The organism is Ruegeria sp. HKCCD7559, assembly GCF_013110575.1.
In the GTDB taxonomy this organism is placed as follows: domain Bacteria; phylum Pseudomonadota; class Alphaproteobacteria; order Rhodobacterales; family Rhodobacteraceae; genus Ruegeria.
In genome coordinates this window covers 571599-592342 of the sequence record NZ_WVQU01000001.1, presented here as the reverse complement: position 1 = coordinate 592342, position 20744 = coordinate 571599, and the positions used below count along the sequence as shown (strand labels likewise).

The 20744-nt window shown below is 58.8% G+C and carries 20 protein-coding genes; 10 read left to right on the top strand and 10 right to left on the bottom strand.

What is annotated here, in order from left to right:
- Positions 1 to 33: 33 nt before the first annotated feature.
- Positions 34 to 363, bottom strand: a complete 330-nt coding sequence (locus tag GS605_RS02950; protein ID WP_171631333.1) for a sarcosine oxidase subunit delta — start codon at positions 361 to 363, stop codon at positions 34 to 36.
- Positions 364 to 438: 75 nt separating this feature from the next.
- Positions 439 to 1683 carry a sarcosine oxidase subunit beta family protein gene (locus tag GS605_RS02945; RefSeq protein WP_171723009.1) on the bottom strand — a complete coding sequence of 415 codons (1245 nt, stop codon included), beginning with the start codon at positions 1681 to 1683 and terminating at the stop codon, positions 439 to 441.
- A gap of 176 nt (positions 1684 to 1859) precedes the next feature.
- Between GS605_RS02945 and ccmI the strand changes: the two genes are divergently transcribed.
- From ccmI to GS605_RS02930, 3 genes are read left to right on the top strand one after another with little or no spacing between them, the layout of a single operon-like run.
- A complete protein-coding gene (ccmI, locus tag GS605_RS02940) occupies positions 1860 to 3080 on the top strand; it encodes a c-type cytochrome biogenesis protein CcmI (RefSeq protein WP_171723008.1) in 1221 nt (406 codons plus the stop codon).
- On the top strand, positions 3077 to 3541 hold the full coding sequence (gene ruvX, locus GS605_RS02935; protein WP_171631328.1) for a Holliday junction resolvase RuvX: 465 nt from the start codon (positions 3077 to 3079) through the stop codon (positions 3539 to 3541). The genes ccmI and ruvX overlap by 4 nt, the downstream gene beginning before the upstream one ends.
- Before the next feature lie 17 nt (positions 3542 to 3558).
- Positions 3559 to 3792, top strand: a complete 234-nt coding sequence (locus GS605_RS02930) for a DUF1289 domain-containing protein (protein ID WP_152458393.1) — start codon at positions 3559 to 3561, stop codon at positions 3790 to 3792.
- A 653-nt stretch (positions 3793 to 4445) separates the two neighbouring features.
- Here GS605_RS02930 and GS605_RS02925 read toward each other — a convergent pair.
- The 5 genes from GS605_RS02925 to GS605_RS02905 form a co-directional block, all read right to left on the bottom strand.
- A complete protein-coding gene (locus GS605_RS02925) occupies positions 4446 to 5174 on the bottom strand; it encodes an STAS/SEC14 domain-containing protein (protein WP_171723007.1) in 729 nt (242 codons plus the stop codon).
- A gap of 36 nt (positions 5175 to 5210) precedes the next feature.
- On the bottom strand, positions 5211 to 5966 hold the full coding sequence (locus GS605_RS02920) for a hypothetical protein (RefSeq protein WP_371807724.1): 756 nt from the start codon (positions 5964 to 5966) through the stop codon (positions 5211 to 5213).
- A gap of 23 nt (positions 5967 to 5989) precedes the next feature.
- Positions 5990 to 6814 (bottom strand): sulfite exporter TauE/SafE family protein, encoded by an 825-nt coding sequence (locus GS605_RS02915; protein WP_171723005.1) that lies wholly within the window; start codon positions 6812 to 6814, stop codon positions 5990 to 5992.
- Between the two features lie 15 nt (positions 6815 to 6829).
- Entirely contained in the window at positions 6830 to 7825 is a 996-nt protein-coding gene (dusA, locus tag GS605_RS02910; RefSeq protein ID WP_371807723.1) for a tRNA dihydrouridine(20/20a) synthase DusA, read from the bottom strand.
- A 138-nt stretch (positions 7826 to 7963) separates the two neighbouring features.
- Positions 7964 to 8566 (bottom strand): TetR/AcrR family transcriptional regulator, encoded by a 603-nt coding sequence (locus tag GS605_RS02905; RefSeq protein ID WP_171723003.1) that lies wholly within the window; start codon positions 8564 to 8566, stop codon positions 7964 to 7966.
- Positions 8567 to 8707: 141 nt separating this feature from the next.
- On the opposite strand from GS605_RS02905, the gene GS605_RS02900 reads away from it, so the two are divergent.
- The 7 genes from GS605_RS02900 (at position 8708) to GS605_RS02870 (ending at position 17553) form a co-directional block, all read left to right on the top strand.
- The gene (locus GS605_RS02900) at positions 8708 to 9172 is read left to right on the top strand and encodes a (2Fe-2S)-binding protein (protein WP_171631310.1); all 465 of its coding nucleotides are present in this window, start codon (positions 8708 to 8710) and stop codon (positions 9170 to 9172) included.
- Between the two features lie 3 nt (positions 9173 to 9175).
- Entirely contained in the window at positions 9176 to 11362 is a 2187-nt protein-coding gene (locus GS605_RS02895; RefSeq protein ID WP_171723002.1) for a xanthine dehydrogenase family protein molybdopterin-binding subunit, read from the top strand.
- 133 nt (positions 11363 to 11495) lie between these two features.
- Positions 11496 to 12815 (top strand): glutamine synthetase family protein, encoded by a 1320-nt coding sequence (locus tag GS605_RS02890; protein ID WP_171631306.1) that lies wholly within the window; start codon positions 11496 to 11498, stop codon positions 12813 to 12815.
- A gap of 58 nt (positions 12816 to 12873) precedes the next feature.
- Positions 12874 to 13554 carry a type 1 glutamine amidotransferase gene (locus tag GS605_RS02885; RefSeq protein WP_171723001.1) on the top strand — a complete coding sequence of 227 codons (681 nt, stop codon included), beginning with the start codon at positions 12874 to 12876 and terminating at the stop codon, positions 13552 to 13554.
- Positions 13554 to 14912, top strand: coding sequence for a glutamine synthetase family protein (locus GS605_RS02880; RefSeq protein ID WP_171631301.1), 1359 nt, complete (start codon positions 13554 to 13556; stop codon positions 14910 to 14912). Before GS605_RS02885 ends, GS605_RS02880 begins: the two co-directional genes overlap by 1 nt.
- 8 nt (positions 14913 to 14920) lie before the next feature.
- Positions 14921 to 16225, top strand: coding sequence for an FAD-dependent oxidoreductase (locus GS605_RS02875; protein WP_171723000.1), 1305 nt, complete (start codon positions 14921 to 14923; stop codon positions 16223 to 16225).
- A gap of 113 nt (positions 16226 to 16338) precedes the next feature.
- Positions 16339 to 17553: a DegT/DnrJ/EryC1/StrS aminotransferase family protein gene (locus GS605_RS02870; RefSeq protein WP_171722999.1), complete on the top strand. Its 1215-nt coding sequence runs from the start codon at positions 16339 to 16341 to the stop codon at positions 17551 to 17553.
- A 64-nt stretch (positions 17554 to 17617) separates the two neighbouring features.
- Here GS605_RS02870 and phaR read toward each other — a convergent pair whose 3' ends face one another.
- The 3 genes from phaR to GS605_RS02855 form a co-directional block, all read right to left on the bottom strand.
- Positions 17618 to 18169: a polyhydroxyalkanoate synthesis repressor PhaR gene (phaR, locus tag GS605_RS02865; RefSeq protein WP_171631294.1), complete on the bottom strand. Its 552-nt coding sequence runs from the start codon at positions 18167 to 18169 to the stop codon at positions 17618 to 17620.
- A gap of 135 nt (positions 18170 to 18304) precedes the next feature.
- Positions 18305 to 18751 (bottom strand): phasin family protein, encoded by a 447-nt coding sequence (locus tag GS605_RS02860; protein ID WP_171228035.1) that lies wholly within the window; start codon positions 18749 to 18751, stop codon positions 18305 to 18307.
- Between the two features lie 130 nt (positions 18752 to 18881).
- Complete coding sequence (locus GS605_RS02855; protein WP_171722998.1) at positions 18882 to 20684, bottom strand: alpha/beta hydrolase; 1803 nt, start codon at positions 20682 to 20684, stop codon at positions 18882 to 18884.
- Positions 20685 to 20744: the final 60 nt, after the last annotated feature.

Genomic DNA, 20744 nt, shown 5'->3' with positions numbered 1-20744 from the left:
CTCCGGCGGGAGTATTATTGAAAAAATGAAACATCAGGAGAACTCTCTCCACGTCCAGCCGGGCCGTTTGGCAGTGATGGCATCCTTGATGTCTTGCGGCGGTTCGGAGGTCTGAGCCGTGTAGGTTCCGAACACTTCGAGTGTCTGCGTGCAGCGCGCGGCGTGGAACCACTTGCCGCAACCATTGGCGTGCCGCCAGCGCTCGAAATGAACACCTTTCGGGTTTTCACGCATGAACAGATAGTCGTGGAATTCGTCATCGGACGAGCCCGGGCCGAAACGCTTCAGATGCGCTTCGCCACCGGCGGCCAGTTCGGATTCTTCGGCGTCTACGCCGCAATAGGGGCAGTTCAGGATTAGCATGTTGTCATCCTTTTGGCGGTCGGTCAGCGCGGGGGCCGACCCGAATTCTGTTTTCTGGCACCTTCGGGAATCTCCCTAGTGCGCCACCCCGGCGGCCACGCTTTCGTCTATGAAGCGGCCTTCTTTGAAGCGGTCCATCGAGAAGGCTTCGGTCAGCGGTGAATGGCCCGTCGCCATCAACTGCGCCATCCCCCAGCCCGAGCCCGGAATCGCCTTGAAACCACCGGTGCCCCAGCCGCCATTGATAAAGCAGCCCTGCAACGGTGTTTTCGACAGGATGGGCGAGCGGTCACCGGTCATGTCCACGATCCCGCCCCACTGGCGCAGCATTTTCAGGCGCGAAATCATCGGGAAGGTTTCGACCAGCGCCCGCACCGTTTCCTCGATATGATGGAACGACCCGCGCTGCGTGAAGTTGTTGAACCCGTCGGTCCCCCCGCCGATCACCATTTCGCCCTTGTCGGATTGCGACATGTAGCCGTGCACGGTGTTGGCCATCACGACCACATCCATGCAGGGTTTGATGGGCTCGGACACCAGCGCCTGCAACGCGACGGCTTCCAGCGGCAAGCGGAAGCCCGCCATCTCGGCCAACTGACCCGAATGGCCGGCGACGACGATGCCCAGCTTGTCACAATCAATGGCACCCTTGGTGGTATCGACCCCGACAACGCGCCCGTTGTCCGAGCGCACACCGGTGACTTCGCATTGCTGGATGATATCCATACCCATCGCCGAACAGGCACGCGCATAGCCCCACGCCACCGCATCATGGCGCGCAGTGCCCCCGCGTTCCTGCCAAAGGCCGCCCAGAACCGGATACCGGGGGCCATCCAGATTGATGATTGGCACCAGTTGCTTGACACGCTCAGGCGTAATCCATTCGGTTTTCACGCCCTGCAAAGCGTTGGCATGGGCCGTACGCTGATAGCCGCGGATCTCGTGCTGGGTCTGCGCCAGCATGATGACACCGCGCGGGCTGAACATGATGTTGTAGTTCAATTCCTGGCTCAGGTCCTCGTAGAGGCTGCGCGCTTTCTCGTAGATCGCCGCCGACGGGTCTTGCAGATAGTTCGAACGGATGATCGTCGTGTTGCGACCGGTATTGCCGCCGCCCAGCCAGCCTTTTTCGATAACCGCGACATTCTGGATGCCATAGTTCTTGCCAAGGTAATACGCGGTCGCCAGACCATGACCGCCAGCACCAACGATGATGACGTCATAGCGCTTCTTGGGTTCGGGTGAGCGCCAGGCGCGCTCCCATCCGGTGTGATAGCGCAGAGCTTCCCGCGCCACAGCAAAGGCTGAATAGTGTTTCATGTGCGAATCCATCCGGTTCGGTGATTGGGCGCAGATATGCCGTGTGACGGCATTTTAACCCTGCCGTGCAACGCCGCAATATCGCACTATTGCGACATGTCGCTCATTCGCGGCCATTTGTCCCTTTTGTCGGACGCCTCACAGGTCTAAGTCAGGGCAGCATCCTCGGAGGGACCATGACGTTCTGGGTTCTGATTTTTCTTGTCGCGCTGCTGATCGCAGCTTTTCTCAGCTTTACCCTGCTGCGCAAACGCCGTGGGGATGAACCCGCGGCGGCATACGATCTGCGGGTTTATCGCGAACAGTTGGCCGGTGTGGACCGGGATCTGGCGCGCGGTGTCATTGGCGAGGCCGACGCCGAACGGGTGCGCACGGAAATTTCCCGTCGCATTCTGGCCGCAGATGACCAAATGAAGAAAGAGGGTGCCGGCGCCGGGCCATCTCGTGCGGTTTCGGCGTTGTCGATCCTGGCAATCTCGTTGCTTCTGATCGGTGGAGCGTTGGCGATGTATCATCGCACCGGGGCCGTGGGTTTGCCTGACATGCCGCTGACCGCACGGCTTGAACTGGCCAAGGAAGTGCGCGCCAACCGGCCATCCCAAAGCGCCGCGGAAGAACTGGCGACCCCACCTCGACCTGCGCAGCTGGAAGAAAGCTATGCCAACCTGCTGAAGCAGTTGCGCGAAACCGTTGCGAGCCGGCCGGACGATTTGCAGGGTCAGATGTTGCTGGCGCAACACGAGACGAATGCGGGCAACTTCAAGGATGGGTACACCGCGCAGCAAAAGGTGATCGAGCTGTCCGAAGACAGCGCCACGGCTGATACCTATGCGGACCTGGCTGAAATGATGATTCTGGCCGCAGGTGGGTATGTCTCACCCGAAGCGGAACAGGCGCTGATCGAAGCGCTGAACCGTGACCCCCGTCACGGCCCGGCGCGCTATTATTGGGGGCAGATGCTGGCCCAGATCGGGCGGCCGGACCTTGCCTATCGCATGTGGGTCGAAACGTTGCAGGATTCCCCCGCAGGTGCGCCCTGGGCCGAAGCAATTCGGGCTCAGATCGACGAACTCGCCTTTCGGGCCGGCGTTTTCAATGCACCGGATTTGAGCACCGCACCCGGCCCCAGCCAGGAAGACATGGCCGCCGCCGCAGAGCTGAGCCCCGAAGAGCGGCAGCAGATGATTCAGGGCATGGTGGACCAGCTGTCTGATCGGCTGGCGGCAGAGGGCGGATCCCCCGAGGAATGGGCCCGCCTGATCGCGGCCTTGGGCGTTCTTGGCCAGGGTCAGCGCGCCATCGATATTCGCGATGAGGCCATGGAAGTCTTTGCCGGCGATTCAGAGGCGTTGCAGATCATCGATGCGGCGGCCCTTCAAGCCGGGATCGCTCAATGATCCATGACGCTATCGAAGAATTTGCAGCAGCCTTGCAACCGATGAGTGCCCTGATGGGGCTGGACCTTGGGGAAAAGACAATCGGCGTCGCCGTGTCCGACCGGATGCGCGGTGTCGCCAGCCCGCTGGAAACGGTACGGCGCAAGAAATTCACGCTCGATTCCGCGCGCCTGATCGAAATTGTCACCGATCGCGAGATCGGGGGCATCTTGCTGGGCCTGCCCAAGAACATGGATGGCAGCGAAGGGCCAAGATGCCAGTCAACGCGGGCATTTGCGCGCAATTTGTCCCGCCTGACCGATCTGCCCATCGGGTTTTGGGACGAACGGCTCAGTACCGTTGCGGCAGAAAAAGCACTACTTGAGGCGGATACGACACGAAAACGTCGCGGACAGGTTATTGATCACGTTGCGGCCAGCTATATTTTGCAAGGGGCGCTGGACAGGCTGCGCTTTTTGTAACGGGTCGGAGACCAGTGATGACGAATATGGTTTGGAAAAGGAATGAGGTCGAAAGCCCTTGTGTCCAGATTTGTGTCGTTCACCCGACTGAACGCATCTGTACCGGCTGCTATCGCACGATTGACGAAATCACCCGTTGGTCCAAGATGGACAGCAGCGAACGCGCCGAAATCATGGAAGATCTACCAACCAGAAAGCCGCGCCTCAGCAAACGCCGAGGCGGGCGTGCAGCGCGCATAAACGGTTCCTGAAGTCAGCCAGCCTGCTTTGGGGACGTATCCCTGTGGTCATCGGATTCGTCGCGGGCCGACCTGTTTGTATCTTGCCCGCGCAGCTCTGACTCGAACAGAGCTGCGATTTCGGATCTGCTTGTTTTTGCAGTCCCGTATTTTTTCGCTGCACGTCGGACGCGCTTCGTGCCGGTCTTGTCCGCCTTGAATACTGGCGTCTTGCGTGCCGCAAATCTTTCCATCAATAACCTAAGTGTCATCGCAAACTTCCCGCTTCCAATAACTGTGCCGCCACGGGCCGAGTTCGAGCTCCTAAAAGGGGCCAGCTCATGAACGCATCTGTTCAACGTGAGTGGAGGCCCGCAGCGACACGGCGTAGGTAAGGGTATTTCCGGTCAAATTTAGGGGGAAAACACACGGTTTTTGGTCCGTGTTGACCTTAAGGTCAGAAATTCCACGGAAAAACCCACCAGTTCCCTTACGTCACAATTCTTGACCGGCACGGTATCAAGACCGGTTTCAAGACATGTGGTGCGTGTCGTTCCGCGAAATAAGCCAATCAGATTTGGTCAATTCATGCTCAAGGGTGCTTTGTTCTGACCAGAGAACAAAGCACGCAAGCCGCCTGTTGGCAGCAAGATCACAAGATGCAGGTTGGCACGCAGAGCAGATCCTTACCCGGCAGCCAGCCAAGTTTTGGCGTTTTCGATTTCCTCGGACGGAAAGAACTGAGTCCGTGTGCCCAATACATGACTGGCGACACGTTGTGCCATGTGCTGCCAGCTTTTGTCCCCGACGATGGCCGCGCGATCCAGTTGTCCGATGTGGCGGCTGGCCAGACGAAAATGTGCTGCAAGAGCGGACAACCCCTGCCAGCCGTCGAATTCCCGCAGGTCGATCAGCAACCGAAATCCGGATCGATCATGCAACAAAGCGTCCAGGTCGCGTTCGGCTTGCGTGTACTCCTCGGGGTCCAGTTTTCCCAAAAGGCTGATCTGCACACATGGGCCCTCAAGATCGGTCACGTGAATGGATCCCAGCGACTCGCGCATCCAGCGCCGGGCGGCCTCAAGCTCGGCCAGTTCAAAGACCTGAACGGGGCATGGCAGGATCGGGGCGGCCAATCGGATGCTGGTTTGCACCCAGCCCTGATCGGCAACAACCGCGATCCGGTCAAACCCCCGCCAGTGGCTGAGCCCCAGCTTGGTGTCGGACCAGGCCGCGCCCAAATCATACCCCTTGAACTCGGGCTGCACGATGGCCAAAAGCCGAACGGAATCATGTTCGGTCAGCGCTGCTTCGATTGCAGGAACCAGGACATCGGCATAGTCGGCGCTGGTGACTTGCCCCGACAACTCCACTTCTATCAACGCACCATCAGAATTCGTATGGACCGTAATCATCGGTCAAAACCTCCAAAGCCAAACAATGACAGGAGGTTAAGTGGATTCGATCCATTCCGCCACACCCCCGGCGCATTCCGGGCGGAAATAGGCGATCATCCGTCCATCCGGCCCTGCGCTTGCCGTTTCCGCCCAGGGGGCAACCCCGTGCAGGCAGTGGCGGTGCAGCACGTAAGCCTCGCCCGGTTTTGCAGGCAATTCGATTCGCGGGCAGGTTTCGAAAACCTCGCGACGGACGGATTGGTAGATATCCGTAACATCGACTTCATGCAGGCGCTCTTGTGGCGTCCCCGCAAGGGCGCGCCTGAAAGCCGCACCCAGGATATGATGGCTGCCTTCCCACAACACCATGGGCGACGCATCCGGGCTGGCCTCGGTCAGCGGTATGCCCAAAACCCACGCATGCGGTTCATCGACCCGGCGGCGACGATCCGGCCCCATCGGGCGCAAACCGTCCACATGGGCCGCGTCCCGATTTCTGCGATACCGCGCGGCGGCTTCGTTTTCCCCCCGACGCGGGCGTGGATACCCAGGATGCGTGACCGAGACTTGGCCTTTGTGAAGCGGCAACTGCCCGTAACGCCCTGCAATGAATGACATGGCGGTTCCGGCCAAAGGCCCCGATTGGCCAACCCTGCCCTGCGCGTCATTGGGCAACGCGTCAACACCGATGAACCACGCCCCGTCACAATCCAGCCAGTCAGCATGGGCCGGGTCCGATACCGCGGCCCGTGCTGCAGGCAGCGCATGTCCCACCCAGGCCGCAAGCACTGGATCATACGGGAATTTCACCCACCCCCTGATGTCAAAATCCTTCACAAACCCACCGCCTTGCGCAGCATATTGAGCGCCACCAGCGTAAGGAACACTGCGAATACGCGCTTCAAGGGTTTCGGATCCATCGCATGGGCCAGCTTCACCCCCCAGGGCGCGGTGATCATCGTCATTGCCACGACGATACCGAAGGCCACCAGATTGACCGCCCCAATGGTCAGCGGAGGCCGGTGTTCCGGTGCGATATCCAGAAACAAAAACCCGATGACCGAGGGCACGGCGATAATCACACCAAACCCTGCGGCGGTTGCGACGGCACGATGGATCGGCGTGTTGTAGAGGCTCATCAGCGGCACACCAAAACTGCCGCCGCCGATTCCCATCAGAACCGAAAGAAACCCGACCGCAGGAGACAGGATGGCCCGCTTTATTCCACCGGGCATGACATCACCCAGCCGCCATTCCGAACGACCCAGCCCCAGATAGGCCCCGATCACCATTCCCAATATGCCGAACAGCGCCTGCAAGGCTTCGGTCCGCAGGGCCGAGGCAACCAGAACTCCGATGATCGCACCGACGACGATCCCCGGCCCCCAACCGCGCAGAATACCCCAATCCACCGCACCCTTTTTATTGTGCGCCAGAACGGATCGGACCGATGTCACGATGATCGTGGCCAGCGACGTGGCCAGACACAGCTGCATCAACTGCGGGCCGCCATAGCCAAGAGTTTGAAACGCATAGAAAAAGGCAGGCACCAAGACGATTCCACCGCCGACCCCCAGCAATCCGGCAAGCACGCCGGCCAGCGCTCCGATCGCAAGCAAAAGGCCCAGCATCTGGGCCAGCAACATCGTCTCGGGCATAGTTCCCCCTGCCGCTTAAACTTCTGCCATGGGCGCCACATGATCCAGCGCCCGCAGCATCACCTCGGGTCCGGCCCCATCCTGCACAGCCCCTTCCGACAAGGCGCGCCGCCATGCGCGGGCTCCGGGACGACCTGCGAAAAGGCCCAACATATGACGCGTGATCTGGTGCAGACGCCCGCCATTGGCAAGGTGCCGTTCCACATAAGGTACCATATGTTGAACGATCGCGAACGGATCACGCGTCGTTCCGGTACCAAAGATGCGTCGGTCAGCATCCGACAGGACATCGCCCGGCTGATGATACGCGGCCCGGCCGATCATTACCCCATCCAGACCGGCTTCCAGATGTGCGGCTGCCTCGTCCAGCGTGTTGATGCCGCCATTGATCGATATGTGAAGATCCGAAAACTCATCCTTCATCCGATGCACAAGGTCATAGTTCAAAGGTGGGATATCCCGGTTTTCCTTTGGGCTCAGCCCTTGCAGCCATGCCTTGCGGGCATGGATTGTCACCCTTTGGCAACCTGCCGCGCTGATGTGCTCAAGAAACGCGGGCAATACATCTTCGGGCTCCTGATCATCGACTCCGATGCGGCATTTAACGGTGACATCCACATTCACCGCTTCGCGCATGGCAGTCACGCAGTCGGCAACGCGGGCCGGGTCTTTCATCAAGACCGCGCCAAAAGTGCCGGATTGCACCCGATCCGACGGACAGCCGCAGTTCAGATTGATCTCATCATACCCGGCCTCAGCCCCCAGTCTCGCGGCCTGCGCCAGTTCTTCCGGGTCAGAGCCGCCGAGTTGCAAAGCAACCGGGTGTTCCTCGGGAGAGTAGTCCAACAGATGCAACGCCCCGCCCCGCACGAGCGCCGGCGCCGTCACCATCTCGGTATACAGCAACGTTTCCGCGCTGAGGAGCCGATGAAAATAGCGGCAGTGGCGGTCTGTCCAATCCATCATGGGTGCCACGCTTAAACGCGCAGCCTGTGTTGCCTTGCATGTCACAGCAACGCCTCCGTCCTGCTATGCTTCGAAATCCGATGGACTGTCAGTGGCTTTGCCCACCCGAATCAAGTCGAAAAGCCCTAACACATTCCTCTGACGACGTCCCGACTGCGACCATCATCAGTGAGTTGCTATCGATTAGACACCATATCGGCTCATCACCATCTGGACACTGCTTTCGATCGTTTCCGTCATCTCGGCTTCGCTGAGCGCCCCACCCGTAAACAGCAGTGGCCAGAAGGCGCGCGCCTTGATCAGGCCGATGAATTCGCGCCCGGCCCGTTCCGGATCATCGATCCGAAGCTGCCCATCCTCTGCCGCATCTTTGAGCATGGCAATGAATGTCGCTGTCTTGTCCAGCTTGCCCTGCGCTTCCGCCGCAAGCGTCGGGTTGCGCAAGGTTTCGCTGATCACCATCCGGGCCATCGCGATAACATCGGGCCGCATCAGAATGCGCCCTTCGGCCCAGGCCAGTTCAGTCAGTTGCGTACGAATATCGCGACCTTTTTCATACCGAATTTCCAGCACTTCAGCAAAGCGGCTGGACAATTCGACCACGATGGAGCGGAACAGGTTTTCTTTACTTTCAAAGTACTTGTACAGCGTACGCTTGGACACTTCGGCCCTTGCTGAAATGCGATCCATACTGGCCGCGGCAAAGCCCTTTTCCTGGAACTCGGCCACGGCAGCTTCGATGATCTGTGCGCGCTTGGACGCATTCTGTGCGCTGCATTCGTTCATGTCAGAGCTATAGACCTATTGACGTGCCCTGGTCAAACACTAGGTAAACGCAGGAGTTTACACAGGCAAAACCATATGCCATAAGTAAACCTGCGAGTTTACCAGTTACGGAAACCAGCACCAACAGGAGACCCCCTCATCATGGCTCTTAAATTGAACCTGAACGGCACGACCCTCGAGGTTGATGCCGAACCCGGAACGCCTCTTCTCTGGGTGATCCGAGACGAACTGAAACTGACCGGCACAAAATTCGGCTGCGGCGTGGCATCCTGCGGGGCCTGCACCGTGCACGTGAATGGTGAGCCCGTCCGTTCCTGTCAGACATTCATTGAAGACGTCGAAGACGCCGAAGTCACGACTATCGAAGCTGTCGGTGACGACAAGATCGGTGCTGCCGTACAACAGGCCTGGGTAGAACTGGATGTCGTCCAGTGCGGCTATTGCCAGTCGGGTCAGGTGATGTCGGCTGTCGGGCTGTTGTCCGAGAACCCGAAGCCGTCGGTCCAGGAGATTGACGAGTACATGTCCGGCAATGCCTGCCGCTGCGCCACCTATCAACGCATCCGCGCCGGCATCCAACGCGCGTCTGAAATTCTGGAGGCCTGATCCATGACCATCAACACCTCTCGCCGTGGATTTCTGAAAGGCGCCGCTGCTGCCGGTGCCGTCCTGCTGGTTGGCGCCCGTCCGGACGGTGCGCTGGCCGCGGCCTCGTCCGAGACCGCGCAGTTCAATCCATTTGTGAAGATCGATGCCGATGGCACCGTGACCGCCATCGTCAAACATTTTGAAAAAGGTCAGGGCCCGGCGACCGGACTGCCGACGCTGATTGCCGAAGAAATCGGCCTGACCATGGATCAGATCGAGTACGAGTTCGCCCCCTCGGATCCGAATGTCTACAACAACCTGCTGTTCGGCCCGTTCCAGGGCACCGGCGGTTCGACCGCGATGGCGAATTCGTGGCTGCAATACCGTCAGGCCGGTGCTGCCGCGCGCGAAATGCTGATCAACGCCGCCGCACAAAGCTGGGGCGTGGATTCATCTGGCATCACCATCGAAGACGGCATCGTGAAGGCAGGCGACAAGTCGGCTCCGATCGCTGAATTTGTGTCTGCTGCGTCGCAACTGGACGCTCCGGCAGAGCCACGCCTGAAGGACCCGTCCGAATTCCGTCTGATCGGAAATGAAACGGTGCGTCGCAAGGATACGGCAATCAAAAGCAACGGCCAGGCGATGTTTGCCATGGACGTTCACCTGCCCAACCAGATGATCGCCATGATCAAACGCCCCGAAGCGAAGGGCGGCATCGCGCTGGGCTTTGATGACAGCGCATCGAAAGAGGTCAAAGGCTATATCAGCGCCGCTGTTCTGCCCAATCAGGCGGGCGTCGCGGTGTACGCCGAGAACACCTGGGCCGCGATTCAGGCACGCGATGCGCTTGAGGTCGAATGGGACATGTCCGGCGCGGAAACCCGCAACTCGGACCAGATCAAGGCCGAGATCATGGACGCGCTGGAGGCTGAGCCCACGTATAATGTCAACAAGGCGGATTTTGCCGCTGTGGCAGCCGCCATCGACGGAGCGGACAAGGTCGTCGAAAAAACGTTCTACTTCCCACTGCTGGCCCATGCCCCGATGGAACCGCTGAACTGCACCATCGAGCAGACCGCAGACGGAGACATCGTTCTGCATGACGGGGCACAGATGCCGACGGGTCCTCATATGGCCTACCAGCAAATCTTTGGCCTGCCCGCCGAGAAGATCCACATCAAAACCATGCTGGCAGGCGGGTCTTTCGGGCGCCGCGCCACCCCGGATGCGGATTATCAGGTCGAGGCCGCCCTGGCCTTTGTCGTCACTGACCGCTCTCGCCCGGTGAAACTGGTCTGGACGCGCGAAGACGACATTCGCAGCGGGTATTACCGACCGGCCTTTGGCCACAAGGTTCGTGTGGGTCTGGACGCCGAAGGCAACATCGTCGGGTGGCAGCACCAGATTGCCGGCCAATCCGTGATCAAGGGCACCCCGTTCGAGGCTGTTCTGGTTCATGACGGCATCGACCACAGCTCGGTCGAAGGCGTTTCGGACAGCCCCTACAGCATCCCCGGCATGGCGGTGGGTCTGACAGACACGCCAAAGGCGACGACGGTTCTGTGGTGGCGCTCGGTCGGGCACACCCACACCGCCTATACGATGGAAACCATGATGGATCTGGTGGCCGAGGCCGCCGGTCGTGATCCGGTGGAATTCCGTCTGGCCCATCTTTCCGACAGCAGCAACCTGGACCAGCAGCGCAAAGCAGCTGTTTTGAAGCTGGCGGCCGAAAAGGCAAACTGGGGCAATGCGCCAGAGGGCCGGTCGCAGGGGATTGCCGTTCACAAGTCCTTTGGGTCTTACGCGGCTGAAGTGGTCGAAATCTCGGGCGATCCGGAAAATGGCATCAGGATTGAAAAGGTCACGTGTGCCGTGGATTGCGGTATCGCCGTGAACCCCGATATCGTGCGGGCCCAGATGGAAGGCGGCATCGGCTATGGCATTGGCCATGTGATGCGTGACCAGATCACCCTGACAAGTGGGGCGGTGGATCAATACAACTTCCCGGATTACGAACCGCTGCGCATCGGGGATATTGCCGCAATCGACGTGCATATCGTGCCATCGGCCGAAGCACCGACCGGCGTCGGAGAACCCGGCACGCCACCGTCAGCACCGGCTTTGGCCAATGCGATCAAAGCCCTGTCAGGTTTGCATGTGGCGCAATTGCCCATGGAAGAACATGGCGTAAGCTTTGCCTGAAAACAGCTCTCCGCGCCGGTCTATACCGGCGCGGGGCGTTCCTTGAAAACCCAAGCCAAAATTTGATCAAATTTGGTGACAAAGCACATCCATTGAAGTAAATCACTGGGGAGTTTCACCGACGGAGCCCCCAATGGATCTGAGAGCCCTGCACAATTTTCGCGTCGCCGCATGTGACCTGAACGGTCAAATGCGTGGCAAACGCGTGCCCCCTGGCTATGCCGACAAACTGGGAAAAGGCGCCGTGCGAATGCCGTTTTCGGCACTGAACGTAGACTTGTGGGGCGCTGATATCGAAGGAAGCCCGCTGGTCTTTGAAACCGGCGACGCAGATGGGGTGCTGCGCCCGACCGAACGCGGCCCGGTCCCCGTGCCCTGGCTGGATACGGAAACAGCGCTGGTTCCGATGTGTCTGTATGATGATGACGGCGTGCCCTTCCCGGGCGACCCGCGGCATGCCCTGTCCGCCATACTCGACCGCTATGCGCAACGCGGCTGGTCCGTTGTTGCCGCGACAGAGTTGGAGTTCACACTCGTTGACGCTTCTGGCGCGCAGCCGCAACCACCGGTGAATCCGATCACAGGGCGGCGCCTTGCGGATGAGGCCGTTCTGTCGGTTGCCGAAATGGACGCGTTCGAGGCGTTCTTTACCGACCTGTACGATGGCTGCGCCGCAATGGGCATCCCCGCGCAGACGGCGATTTCCGAAAGCGGCATCGGCCAGTTCGAGATCAACCTGAACCATCAGGACGCCATGCGCTGTGCCGATGATACGTGGTTTTTCAAGGCATTGACGCGTGGGTTGGCGCGCAGGCACGGATTTGCGGCCACCTTCATGTCCAAACCTTATGCCGATGACGCAGGCAACGGAATGCATGTGCATTTCTCGGTGGTGGACCAGAACGGGCACAATGTGTTCGACAACAACGGGCCGGAAGGCACCGAGATATTGCGGTCTGCCGTAGCTGGCTGTGTCGCAGCCATGCCGGGCAGCTCGCTGATATTTGCACCCCACGGCAACTCCTACACACGGCTCATACCGGGTGCACATGCGCCCACGGGCGCCTGCTGGGCGTATGAAAACCGAACCGCTGCCATTCGCATCCCGGGCGGGGCCCCGGCCGCACGGCGCATCGAACACCGTGTCGCCGGCGGGGACATAAACCCGTATCTGATGTTGACCGCGGTTCTGGGCGCGGCACTTGTCGGCATCGAGGACGGCTTGATCCCCCCTGCCCCGATTACGGGGAACGCCTATGACATCGCGGACCTGCCTCAACTGATGCCGGATTGGTCGAGCGCGATTGACAGGTTCTCCACGGATCCTTTGGTGGCCCGGCTGTTCCCCGCTGACCTGATCCGCTATCTGACCATGACCAAACGACAAGAGATCACCCGATTTGCGAACATCCCGCCCGAGGATCACTGGTTGAGCTATCTCGAGACGGTTTGACCCCCTTGCCGCATCAACCAGTCTCGGCTAGGATTAATTTGATCAAATTTGGTGACACATGAAAATCGGTATCCTACAAACCGGCCACACCCCCGAAGTGCTACAGGAAGAATTCGGGGATTATAACGAACTTTTCCCCGCGTTGCTGCGTGACAACGGGTTCGAGTTCGTGACCTTCGCCGTCGTGGACGGCACCTTCCCCGATGGTGCGGATGATGCGGATGGATGGATCATTACCGGATCGCGCCACGGGGTTTACGAGGACCTTCCCTGGATCGCCCCGCTGGAAGCGTTGGTGCGCGAGATCTGGGAAAGTGGAAAACCCCTGATCGGCGTTTGCTTTGGCCATCAGATCATTGCTCAGGCACTGGGTGGCAAGGTCGAGAAATTCTCGAAAGGATGGGCCGTAGGTCGTACGGAATACGAATATGACGGCAACAGACTATGGCTGAATGCCTGGCACCAGGATCAGGTTGTCGAATTGCCGAAAGAAGCGCGGGTTCTGGGCCGGAATGCCTTCTGCAAAAACGCGATGCTGGCTTATGGGGATACAATCTGGACAGTTCAGGCCCACCCGGAATTCAACAACGGATTCGTGGCAGGCCTGATGCGGACACGGGGCAAGGGCGTGGTACCCGAAGACCTGATGCGCGAAGCCGCAAATCGCGAGACTGCCCCGGACGACAACGCCAAAATTGCGCGCCACATGGCCGAGTTTCTAAAGAAAGAGAGAGCCTGATGGCTGATTGGACTGATAAACTGCCGGAAGCCGCAAAGGCATATTTCCATGGGCAACGACTGGACGAAGTTGAATGCATCATTTCGGACCTGCCGGGTATTGCGCGCGGCAAGGCGGTGCCTGCATCAAAATTCGCAAAGCAATCCTATTTCCACCTGCCCGACAGCATCTTCTACCAGACCATCACAGGGGGCTGGGGCGAAGCTGCCGGCGATGACGGGTTCATCGAAAAGGATATGATCCTGAAGCCCGATTTCTCGACCACTTCCGCTGCGCCGTGGACGGGGGATTGGACATTGCAGGTGATCCACGACGCCTACGACCGGGATGACAACCCGATCCCCTACAGCCCGCGCAACGTGCTCAAGCGTGTTGTGCAGCTTTATCATGACAAGGGATGGAAGCCGGTTGTTGCACCAGAGATGGAGTTCTTTCTGGTTGCCCCCAATGTGGACCCGGCGCAGGGCATCAAACCCATGATGGGGCGTTCCGGCCGTCCGGCCGCGGCGCGACAGGCCTATTCCATGACGGCCGTGGACGAGTTTGGCCCGGTGATCGACGACATCTATGATTTCGCCGAGCATCAGGGGTTCGAGATCGACGGCATCACCCAGGAAGGCGGCGCCGGGCAGTTGGAAATCAACCTGCGTCACGGCAATCCGGTGAAACTGGCCGATGAAGTCTTCTATTTCAAACGCCTGATCCGCGAGGCCGCGCTGCGCCACAATTGTTTTGCCACCTTCATGGCAAAACCGATCGAGGAAGAGCCGGGCTCGGCCATGCATATCCATCACTCGATCATCGACATGGAAACCGGCCAGAACATCTTCTCTGGTCCTCAAGGGGGTGAGACGGACGCGTTTTACCACTTTATCGCCGGTTTGCAGAACCACCTGCCCTCCGGTCTGGCGGTCATGGCGCCTTATGTGAATTCCTACCGGCGCTATGTGAAGGATCACGCGGCACCGATCAACCTGGAATGGGCCCGTGACAACCGCACCACCGGCATTCGCGTGCCCCTGTCCGGCCCGGAATCGCGGCGCGTCGAGAACCGAATCGCCGGGATGGATTGCAACCCGTATCTGGGCATCGCGTTGTCGCTGGCCTGCGGCTATCTTGGCCTGGTCGAGCAGGAACGCCCACGTCGTCAGTTCTATGGCGACGCTTATGAAGGCGAGGGCGATATCCCGCAGGTCATGGGCGAAGCGCTGGATCTGTTCGACGAAGCCACCGCCCTGCACGAGGTTCTGGGCCCCGAATTCGCCCGCGTTTACGGCATCGTCAAACGGGCCGAGTATGAGGAGTTCCTACAGGTCATCTCTCCGTGGGAACGTGAACATCTGCTGATCAACGTCTGAGACCTTCCGTGAACCTGCTCTATTCCAATGACCGCAAGGGCGAGTACCCTGACAGCTGGTATGCCGCGACGGCACATCCGATGGATCGCTTTCCCGCGTTGTCAGAAGACACCAGGGCGGATGTATGCGTTGTCGGTGGCGGCTATACGGGGCTGTCCGCGGCCCTTCATCTGGCCGAAGCCGGGTTCGACGTCGTGCTGCTTGAAGCGCACCGCGTCGGCTTTGGCGCGTCGGGCCGAAACGGCGGCCAGTTGGGCAGCGCGCAGCGGATGGACCAGGAAGACCTCGAGCGTCTTGTAGGCGATGCCGACGCCGCCAGGCTTTGGGAACTGGCTGAAGACGCCAAGGATCTGGTCAAATCCCTGATTGCAAAACACCAGATCGCCTGTGACCTGAAACCCGGTGTCGCCGTTCTGGGCCTGAGCAAATCCGAGCAAAAAGAACTGCATGACCACGCCGGTCATCTTTCCGAGCGGTACGGATACGACCAGATCGAGCTGTTGGACGAAAACGCGGGTCATTCGCTGTGCCCGTCACCAGCCTATCAAGGGGGGTATCTGGATATGGGTGCGGCGCATCTGCACCCTCTGAACTTTGCGTTGGGATTGGCGCAAGCCGCGGCCAAAGCGGGCGTTCGCGTCCATGAAAGCACCGAAGTGACCGGGATTGACGAGGGCCAGACGGCTGTGATCCGAACTGCACACGGCAACGTTCGGGCCAAGCACGTCATTCTGGCCTGCAACGGGTATCTGGGCGACCTCAATCGTTCCGTCGCCGCCAGGGTCATGCCCATCAACAATTTCATTGCGGCCACCGAACCCCTTGGAGAGGACACCGCCCAGGTTTTGACCCGGGATGTTGCGGTGGCGGACACGAAATTCGTGGTGAACTATTTTCGCCTCAGCGCCGATGGTCGCCTCTTGTTCGGAGGCGGCGAAAGCTATGGCTATCGCTTTCCATCAGATGTCGCCGCCAAGGTCCGCAAACCCATGACCGAGATTTTCCCGCATTTGCGGGATGTGAAGATCGACTATGCCTGGGGCGGAACGCTGGCCATCACCATGCGGCGGATGCCGTATCTGGCCCGTGTCGCACCCAATATTCTTTCGGCTTCGGGATATTCCGGTCACGGTGTCGGCACTGCGACCCATGCCGGACAACTCATGGCGATGGCGATTCAGGGTCAGGCCGAAGGGTTTGACACGATGGCACGGGTGCCCGCGCTGTCTTTTCCAGGCGGCCCTGCCCTGCGCAGCCCGCTTCTGGTGCTGGCCATGACATGGTTCGCACTGCGCGACCGGCTTGGGGTCTGATCCACGTAAATTGCGACAGATTGGTGAATTTTCGCCTGCCCGGCGATTGGGGGCTTGGATTGCCTCCTGATTATCTTTATCTTTCCCAAAGATAGAATTCGGGAATTCCAAATATGACGCTGCCCCCCAACGTTCACGACGCCGAACCCATCCCTGCCGCCGCCAAGGACGCGATCGAGGCCCTGATGCAATCAGGTGACCTGTTCCGCTATACCGCACCGCAGGATGCCCCGGTGGCCCTGCTGGAAGCCGAGTTCGCGGAACTGTTGGGCACGAAATACGCCTTGGCGGTATCGTCCTGCTCGGCCGCGCTGTTTCTGTCGCTCAAAGCACTGGGCCTGCCCCGCGATGCGCGTGTTCTGATCCCCGGCTTCACCTTCGCGGCCGTGCCGTCGTCGGTCGTCCACGCCGACTGCATTCCGGTTCTGTGCGAAGTGGGTGAAAACTATCGCATCGACATGGCCGATTTCGAGGCCAAGCTGGACAACGTTCAGGCAGTCATCATCAGCCACATGCGCGGGCATACATCCGACATGGATGCGATCATGGCCTTGTGCGACGCACGAAACATTCCGGTGATCGAGGATGCCGCGCATTCGCTGGGCACCACATGGCATGGCCGCAATATCGGTACGATCGGAAAGGTCGGATGTTTCTCGTTCCAATCCTACAAGATGATCAATGCCGGCGAAGGTGGCATCCTGATCACGAATGATGCAGATCTTGTCGCGCGTGCCGTCATCATGTCGGGCGCGTATGAACACAATTGGAAGAAGCACAAAGGTCCGCAGGGCGACAACTCACCCGAACTGGAAGAGGCCTTTGCCCGCTGGCAGAACAAGCTGCCGCTGTACAACCTTCGCCTAAGCAACCTCAGCGCCGCCGTGATCCGCCCTCAACTTCCGGAACTGGCACGCCGTGTCCGCGATGGCCTGGCAAACCACGATTACGTGGCCGGTCGCCTGAACACCTCGTCTCATATCGAAGTTCCCGCCCCCCTGCCCCCCGAGCAGCGTGCGCCGGATTCGATCCAGTTCAATCTTGTCGGAATGCAGGAACATGAGATCCGCGCCTTTGCCGCAGCGTCCGAAGCACGCGGCGTCAAGGTTCAGGTTTTTGGTCTGAGCGAAGACAACGCCCGCGCTTTCTGGAACTGGCAATTCCTTCCGGAAACTTTCGACCTGCCCAAGACGCGCGACATGCTGATGAAGGCCTGTGACGTGCGCCTGCCAGTCCGCCTGACCCGCGAAGAGCTGGACGTGATTGCAGACATCCTGCTGGCATCGGTTGGCGAAGTGACAGGCCCGATGCCGGTTTATGGCACTTAAGACAGCGGCACTTTGAACAAGAAAGGCCCGCACGATGCGGGCCTGATTCTTTGTTCGGAACGGATCAGTTCAGCTTGGACAGTTTTTGCTGCAACTCGGCCAGCTGTTTCTTGATGTCGTCCAGATCCTCTTTCGGTTCGGACTTGTCCTCTTCCTTTTCCGGGCTGGACCATCCGCTGGACAGCCCGCTGGTCATCGCCTTCAGGAAAGCCTGTTGCTGCGCCTGCAACGCGTCAAAACCCGGCATCTGAGACATCGGATTCATCGCGCTCATGTTTTCCATCATCTTGTTTTGGCTTTCACGCAGCATCTCGAACGAGCTTTGCAGAAACTGGGGCATCACCCCCCCGCCCGGCAGCATGTAACTGCGCACCAGATCATTCAGTACATTCACCGGCAGCACATTTTCACCCCGGCTTTCATGTTCGGCAATGATTTGCAGAAGATACTGGCGAGTCAGGTCATCGCCGGTTTTCAGATCAATGATCTGCACTTCTCGCCCGTCGCGGATGAAGCCCGCGATATCTTCGAGCGTCACGTAATCGCTGGTCTCGGTATTGTATAGTCGACGGCTGGCATAGCGCTTGATAAGCAGCGGTTTTTCTTGGTCCGACACCGGGTTCCCTCCCCAAGGATGATGCGTTGCAGCACAGGTTATGCGAGTGCAGCACAAAAAGAAAGGGCAGGTCAATGGACCTGCCCAACGCGATTGCACCTAATGGGAGGGTTGGGTGCGCTTCGCGGACGTTTCTTACTTTGCAGTTGCAGCTTTCTTGGCTGCGGTGGTGACCTCGTTGGTCGCCTTTTTGACGGCAGCGGTTGCTTCTTCCGCGGCGTCTTTGCCGGCAGCCATCAGCAGCTCGACGGTTTCGGTCTGAACTTTTTTCGCGATTTCGGCGAAAGCGGCCAGGTTTTCGGCTGCAACTTCAGCCGATGCGCTTGCGAAGTCGGTTGCGGCTTTTGCGTAGTCAGCAGGCTCTGCCTTGGCTTTCGACATCTCGCTCAGCTTGGCCAGGGTGTCCTTGGTCCATTTGTTCGAGATCTCGGCCGATTTCTCAGCAGCGTCCAGAGCAACGCCCGACAGCTTCTCGTTCAGCGAAGCGGTCGATTTGAATGCGCCTTCCATTGCGGTGGTGTCCACCGGAAATGCACCCATCATGTCTTTCATGATCGCGGTAAAGTCTTGGGTCTTTGCCATTGTCCTAATCCTTTTAGCCGGTCCGGGCCCACCCCGGGTTTCATCAGCTTGAGGACAATATGATTGCTGCACCGCAGCATTGCAAGTTTTTTCTTGCTGCGGCGCAGAATTTTTAAGTTTCAAAATGAAATCAGTCGTTTGGTTTCGCCACAACGTAAGTCCCGGGTGCGGATGCGAGGCTCGGGTGCTTCGAATCACCCGGCTCACGGGCCGGAACCTGCTTGGCAGACCGCTTCTTCAACCACGCGTCCCACATGGGCCACCAGGATCCTTCGTGAAAATCAGCTTCTTTCAGCCAGGTGCTGGCATCCGACTTCATATCCGGGTTGGTGTAGTGGCCATATTTCTTCTTGCTGGGCGGGTTCACGATACCCGCAATATGACCCGATTCTGAAACCACGAAGGTTTTGGACCGCGAGCCCATTTTCTGCACGCCGCGGTAACAGTCTTTCCATGCCGCGATGTGATCGGTTTCGCAGGTTATGGCCATCAGCGGCACATCCACGTCTTCGAGTTTCAACTTGTGCCCCATCAACTCGAAACCGTCGGTCGCGAACTCGTTGCGCTGGCAGAGGCCTCGCAGATATTCCACGGCCATTTTTGCTGGCAGGTTTGCACCATCGCCGTTCCAGTAAAGCAGATCAAAGGCCGGAGGCACTTCCCCCATCATATAGCTGCGAATGGCCGGACCATAAATCAGGTCGCGTGATCGCAGAAACGACATGGTGCGCGCCATAATCCACGACCGCAGAACGCCTTCCTTATTTACTTCCTCTTCGATCCCGTCGATGAAGTCGTTTTGCAGGAATGGCGTAAACTCACCCTGATCAGAAAAATCCGTCAGTGCCGTGAACAGCGTTGCGGATTTCACCGATTTGTCGCCACGCTGTTTCAGCAAGGACAGGGTCAGACTCAGCGTCGTGCCCGCGATGCAATAACCCACAGCGTTGACCTGTTTGACCTTGCAGATCTTCTTGGCCGTTTCGATTGCGGTCAGGAAACCGTCCTGAATATAGTCTTCCATGCCGGTTTCGGCATAGCTTTCATCCGGGTTCACCCAGCTTACGACAAACAGGGTATAGCCCTGTTCGGTGATCCATTTGATCATGCTGTTCTGGGCTTTCAGATCCAGAATATAGAACTTGTTGATCCAGGGCGGGAACAGAACGATGGGCGTCTCATAAACCGTTTCAGTCACCGGCTTGTATTGGATCAGCTCCATCATCCGGTTGCGATATATGACCTCGCCCGGCGTTGTCGCCAGGTTTCCACCAACCTCGAACGCGCTTTCATCCGCCAGCTTGACGACCAACTCGCCATCATTGGCTTCGAGGTCTGAAACAAGGTTCTCCAACCCTTTTATCAGCGACTGACCTTCGGTCTCGACCGCTTTTTGCAGGGCATCCGGGTTAGTCGCCAGAAAATTCGTGGGCGCCATCATGTCGATGATCTGCTGCGAGAAATACTGTAGGCGTCGTTTGTCTTTGGCATCCAGATCATCAACCGACGAGACAGCCTGCGCAATCGCTTCCGCGTTCGTCAGGTATTGCTGCCGGATCAGTCGGAAATAAGGGTTTGTCTCCCAAAGGGGATTGGAAAAACGCTTGTCACCGGGCTTGGTTTCCTCGGTTTCCACCTCTCCGGTCGTCAGCGCTTTCTGCGCTTCGGCAAAGTTGAGAACCGACTTGCCCCAGAATTCTATCTGTTGCTCCAACAACTTGGCGGGATTTTGCCATGCCTCGGCCCAATAGGCTGTTGCTGCTCGTGCAAAAAGCTCTTGATTCGGGCCGTCCAGCGCGGGCGTGTGCGACTTTTTTGACGCCATGATCTCGACCAGGCGCTTCGCGAGCTGCTCGACCCTTTCCATATTTTCTTTAATGCGTTCAATATGTTCTTCGGACACGTCCGGCATTTGGTCTTCACTTGTTGTCATTTTAACAATTCCACCCTAACCTCGCTGCCATGCAGAATAACGTCGTGGGTGCTGGGGGGC

Excerpts from the sequence above, each read along its gene's own strand:
- GS605_RS02950 (WP_171631333.1), bottom strand. The coding sequence starts at position 363 with ATGCTAATCCTGAACTGCCCCTATTGCGGCGTAGACGCCGAAGAATCC.
- GS605_RS02945 (WP_171723009.1), bottom strand. The coding sequence starts at position 1,683 with ATGAAACACTATTCAGCCTTTGCTGTGGCGCGGGAAGCTCTGCGCTAT.
- ccmI (WP_171723008.1), top strand. The coding sequence starts at position 1,860 with ATGACGTTCTGGGTTCTGATTTTTCTTGTCGCGCTGCTGATCGCAGCT.
- ruvX (WP_171631328.1), top strand. The coding sequence starts at position 3,077 with ATGATCCATGACGCTATCGAAGAATTTGCAGCAGCCTTGCAACCGATG.
- GS605_RS02930 (WP_152458393.1), top strand. The coding sequence starts at position 3,559 with ATGACGAATATGGTTTGGAAAAGGAATGAGGTCGAAAGCCCTTGTGTC.
- GS605_RS02925 (WP_171723007.1), bottom strand. The coding sequence starts at position 5,174 with ATGATTACGGTCCATACGAATTCTGATGGTGCGTTGATAGAAGTGGAG.
- GS605_RS02915 (WP_171723005.1), bottom strand. The coding sequence starts at position 6,814 with ATGCCCGAGACGATGTTGCTGGCCCAGATGCTGGGCCTTTTGCTTGCG.
- GS605_RS02905 (WP_171723003.1), bottom strand. The coding sequence starts at position 8,566 with ATGAACGAATGCAGCGCACAGAATGCGTCCAAGCGCGCACAGATCATC.
- GS605_RS02900 (WP_171631310.1), top strand. The coding sequence starts at position 8,708 with ATGGCTCTTAAATTGAACCTGAACGGCACGACCCTCGAGGTTGATGCC.
- GS605_RS02895 (WP_171723002.1), top strand. The coding sequence starts at position 9,176 with ATGACCATCAACACCTCTCGCCGTGGATTTCTGAAAGGCGCCGCTGCT.
- GS605_RS02890 (WP_171631306.1), top strand. The coding sequence starts at position 11,496 with ATGGATCTGAGAGCCCTGCACAATTTTCGCGTCGCCGCATGTGACCTG.
- GS605_RS02885 (WP_171723001.1), top strand. The coding sequence starts at position 12,874 with ATGAAAATCGGTATCCTACAAACCGGCCACACCCCCGAAGTGCTACAG.
- GS605_RS02880 (WP_171631301.1), top strand. The coding sequence starts at position 13,554 with ATGGCTGATTGGACTGATAAACTGCCGGAAGCCGCAAAGGCATATTTC.
- GS605_RS02870 (WP_171722999.1), top strand. The coding sequence starts at position 16,339 with ATGACGCTGCCCCCCAACGTTCACGACGCCGAACCCATCCCTGCCGCC.
- GS605_RS02860 (WP_171228035.1), bottom strand. The coding sequence starts at position 18,751 with ATGGCAAAGACCCAAGACTTTACCGCGATCATGAAAGACATGATGGGT.
- GS605_RS02855 (WP_171722998.1), bottom strand. The coding sequence starts at position 20,684 with ATGACAACAAGTGAAGACCAAATGCCGGACGTGTCCGAAGAACATATT.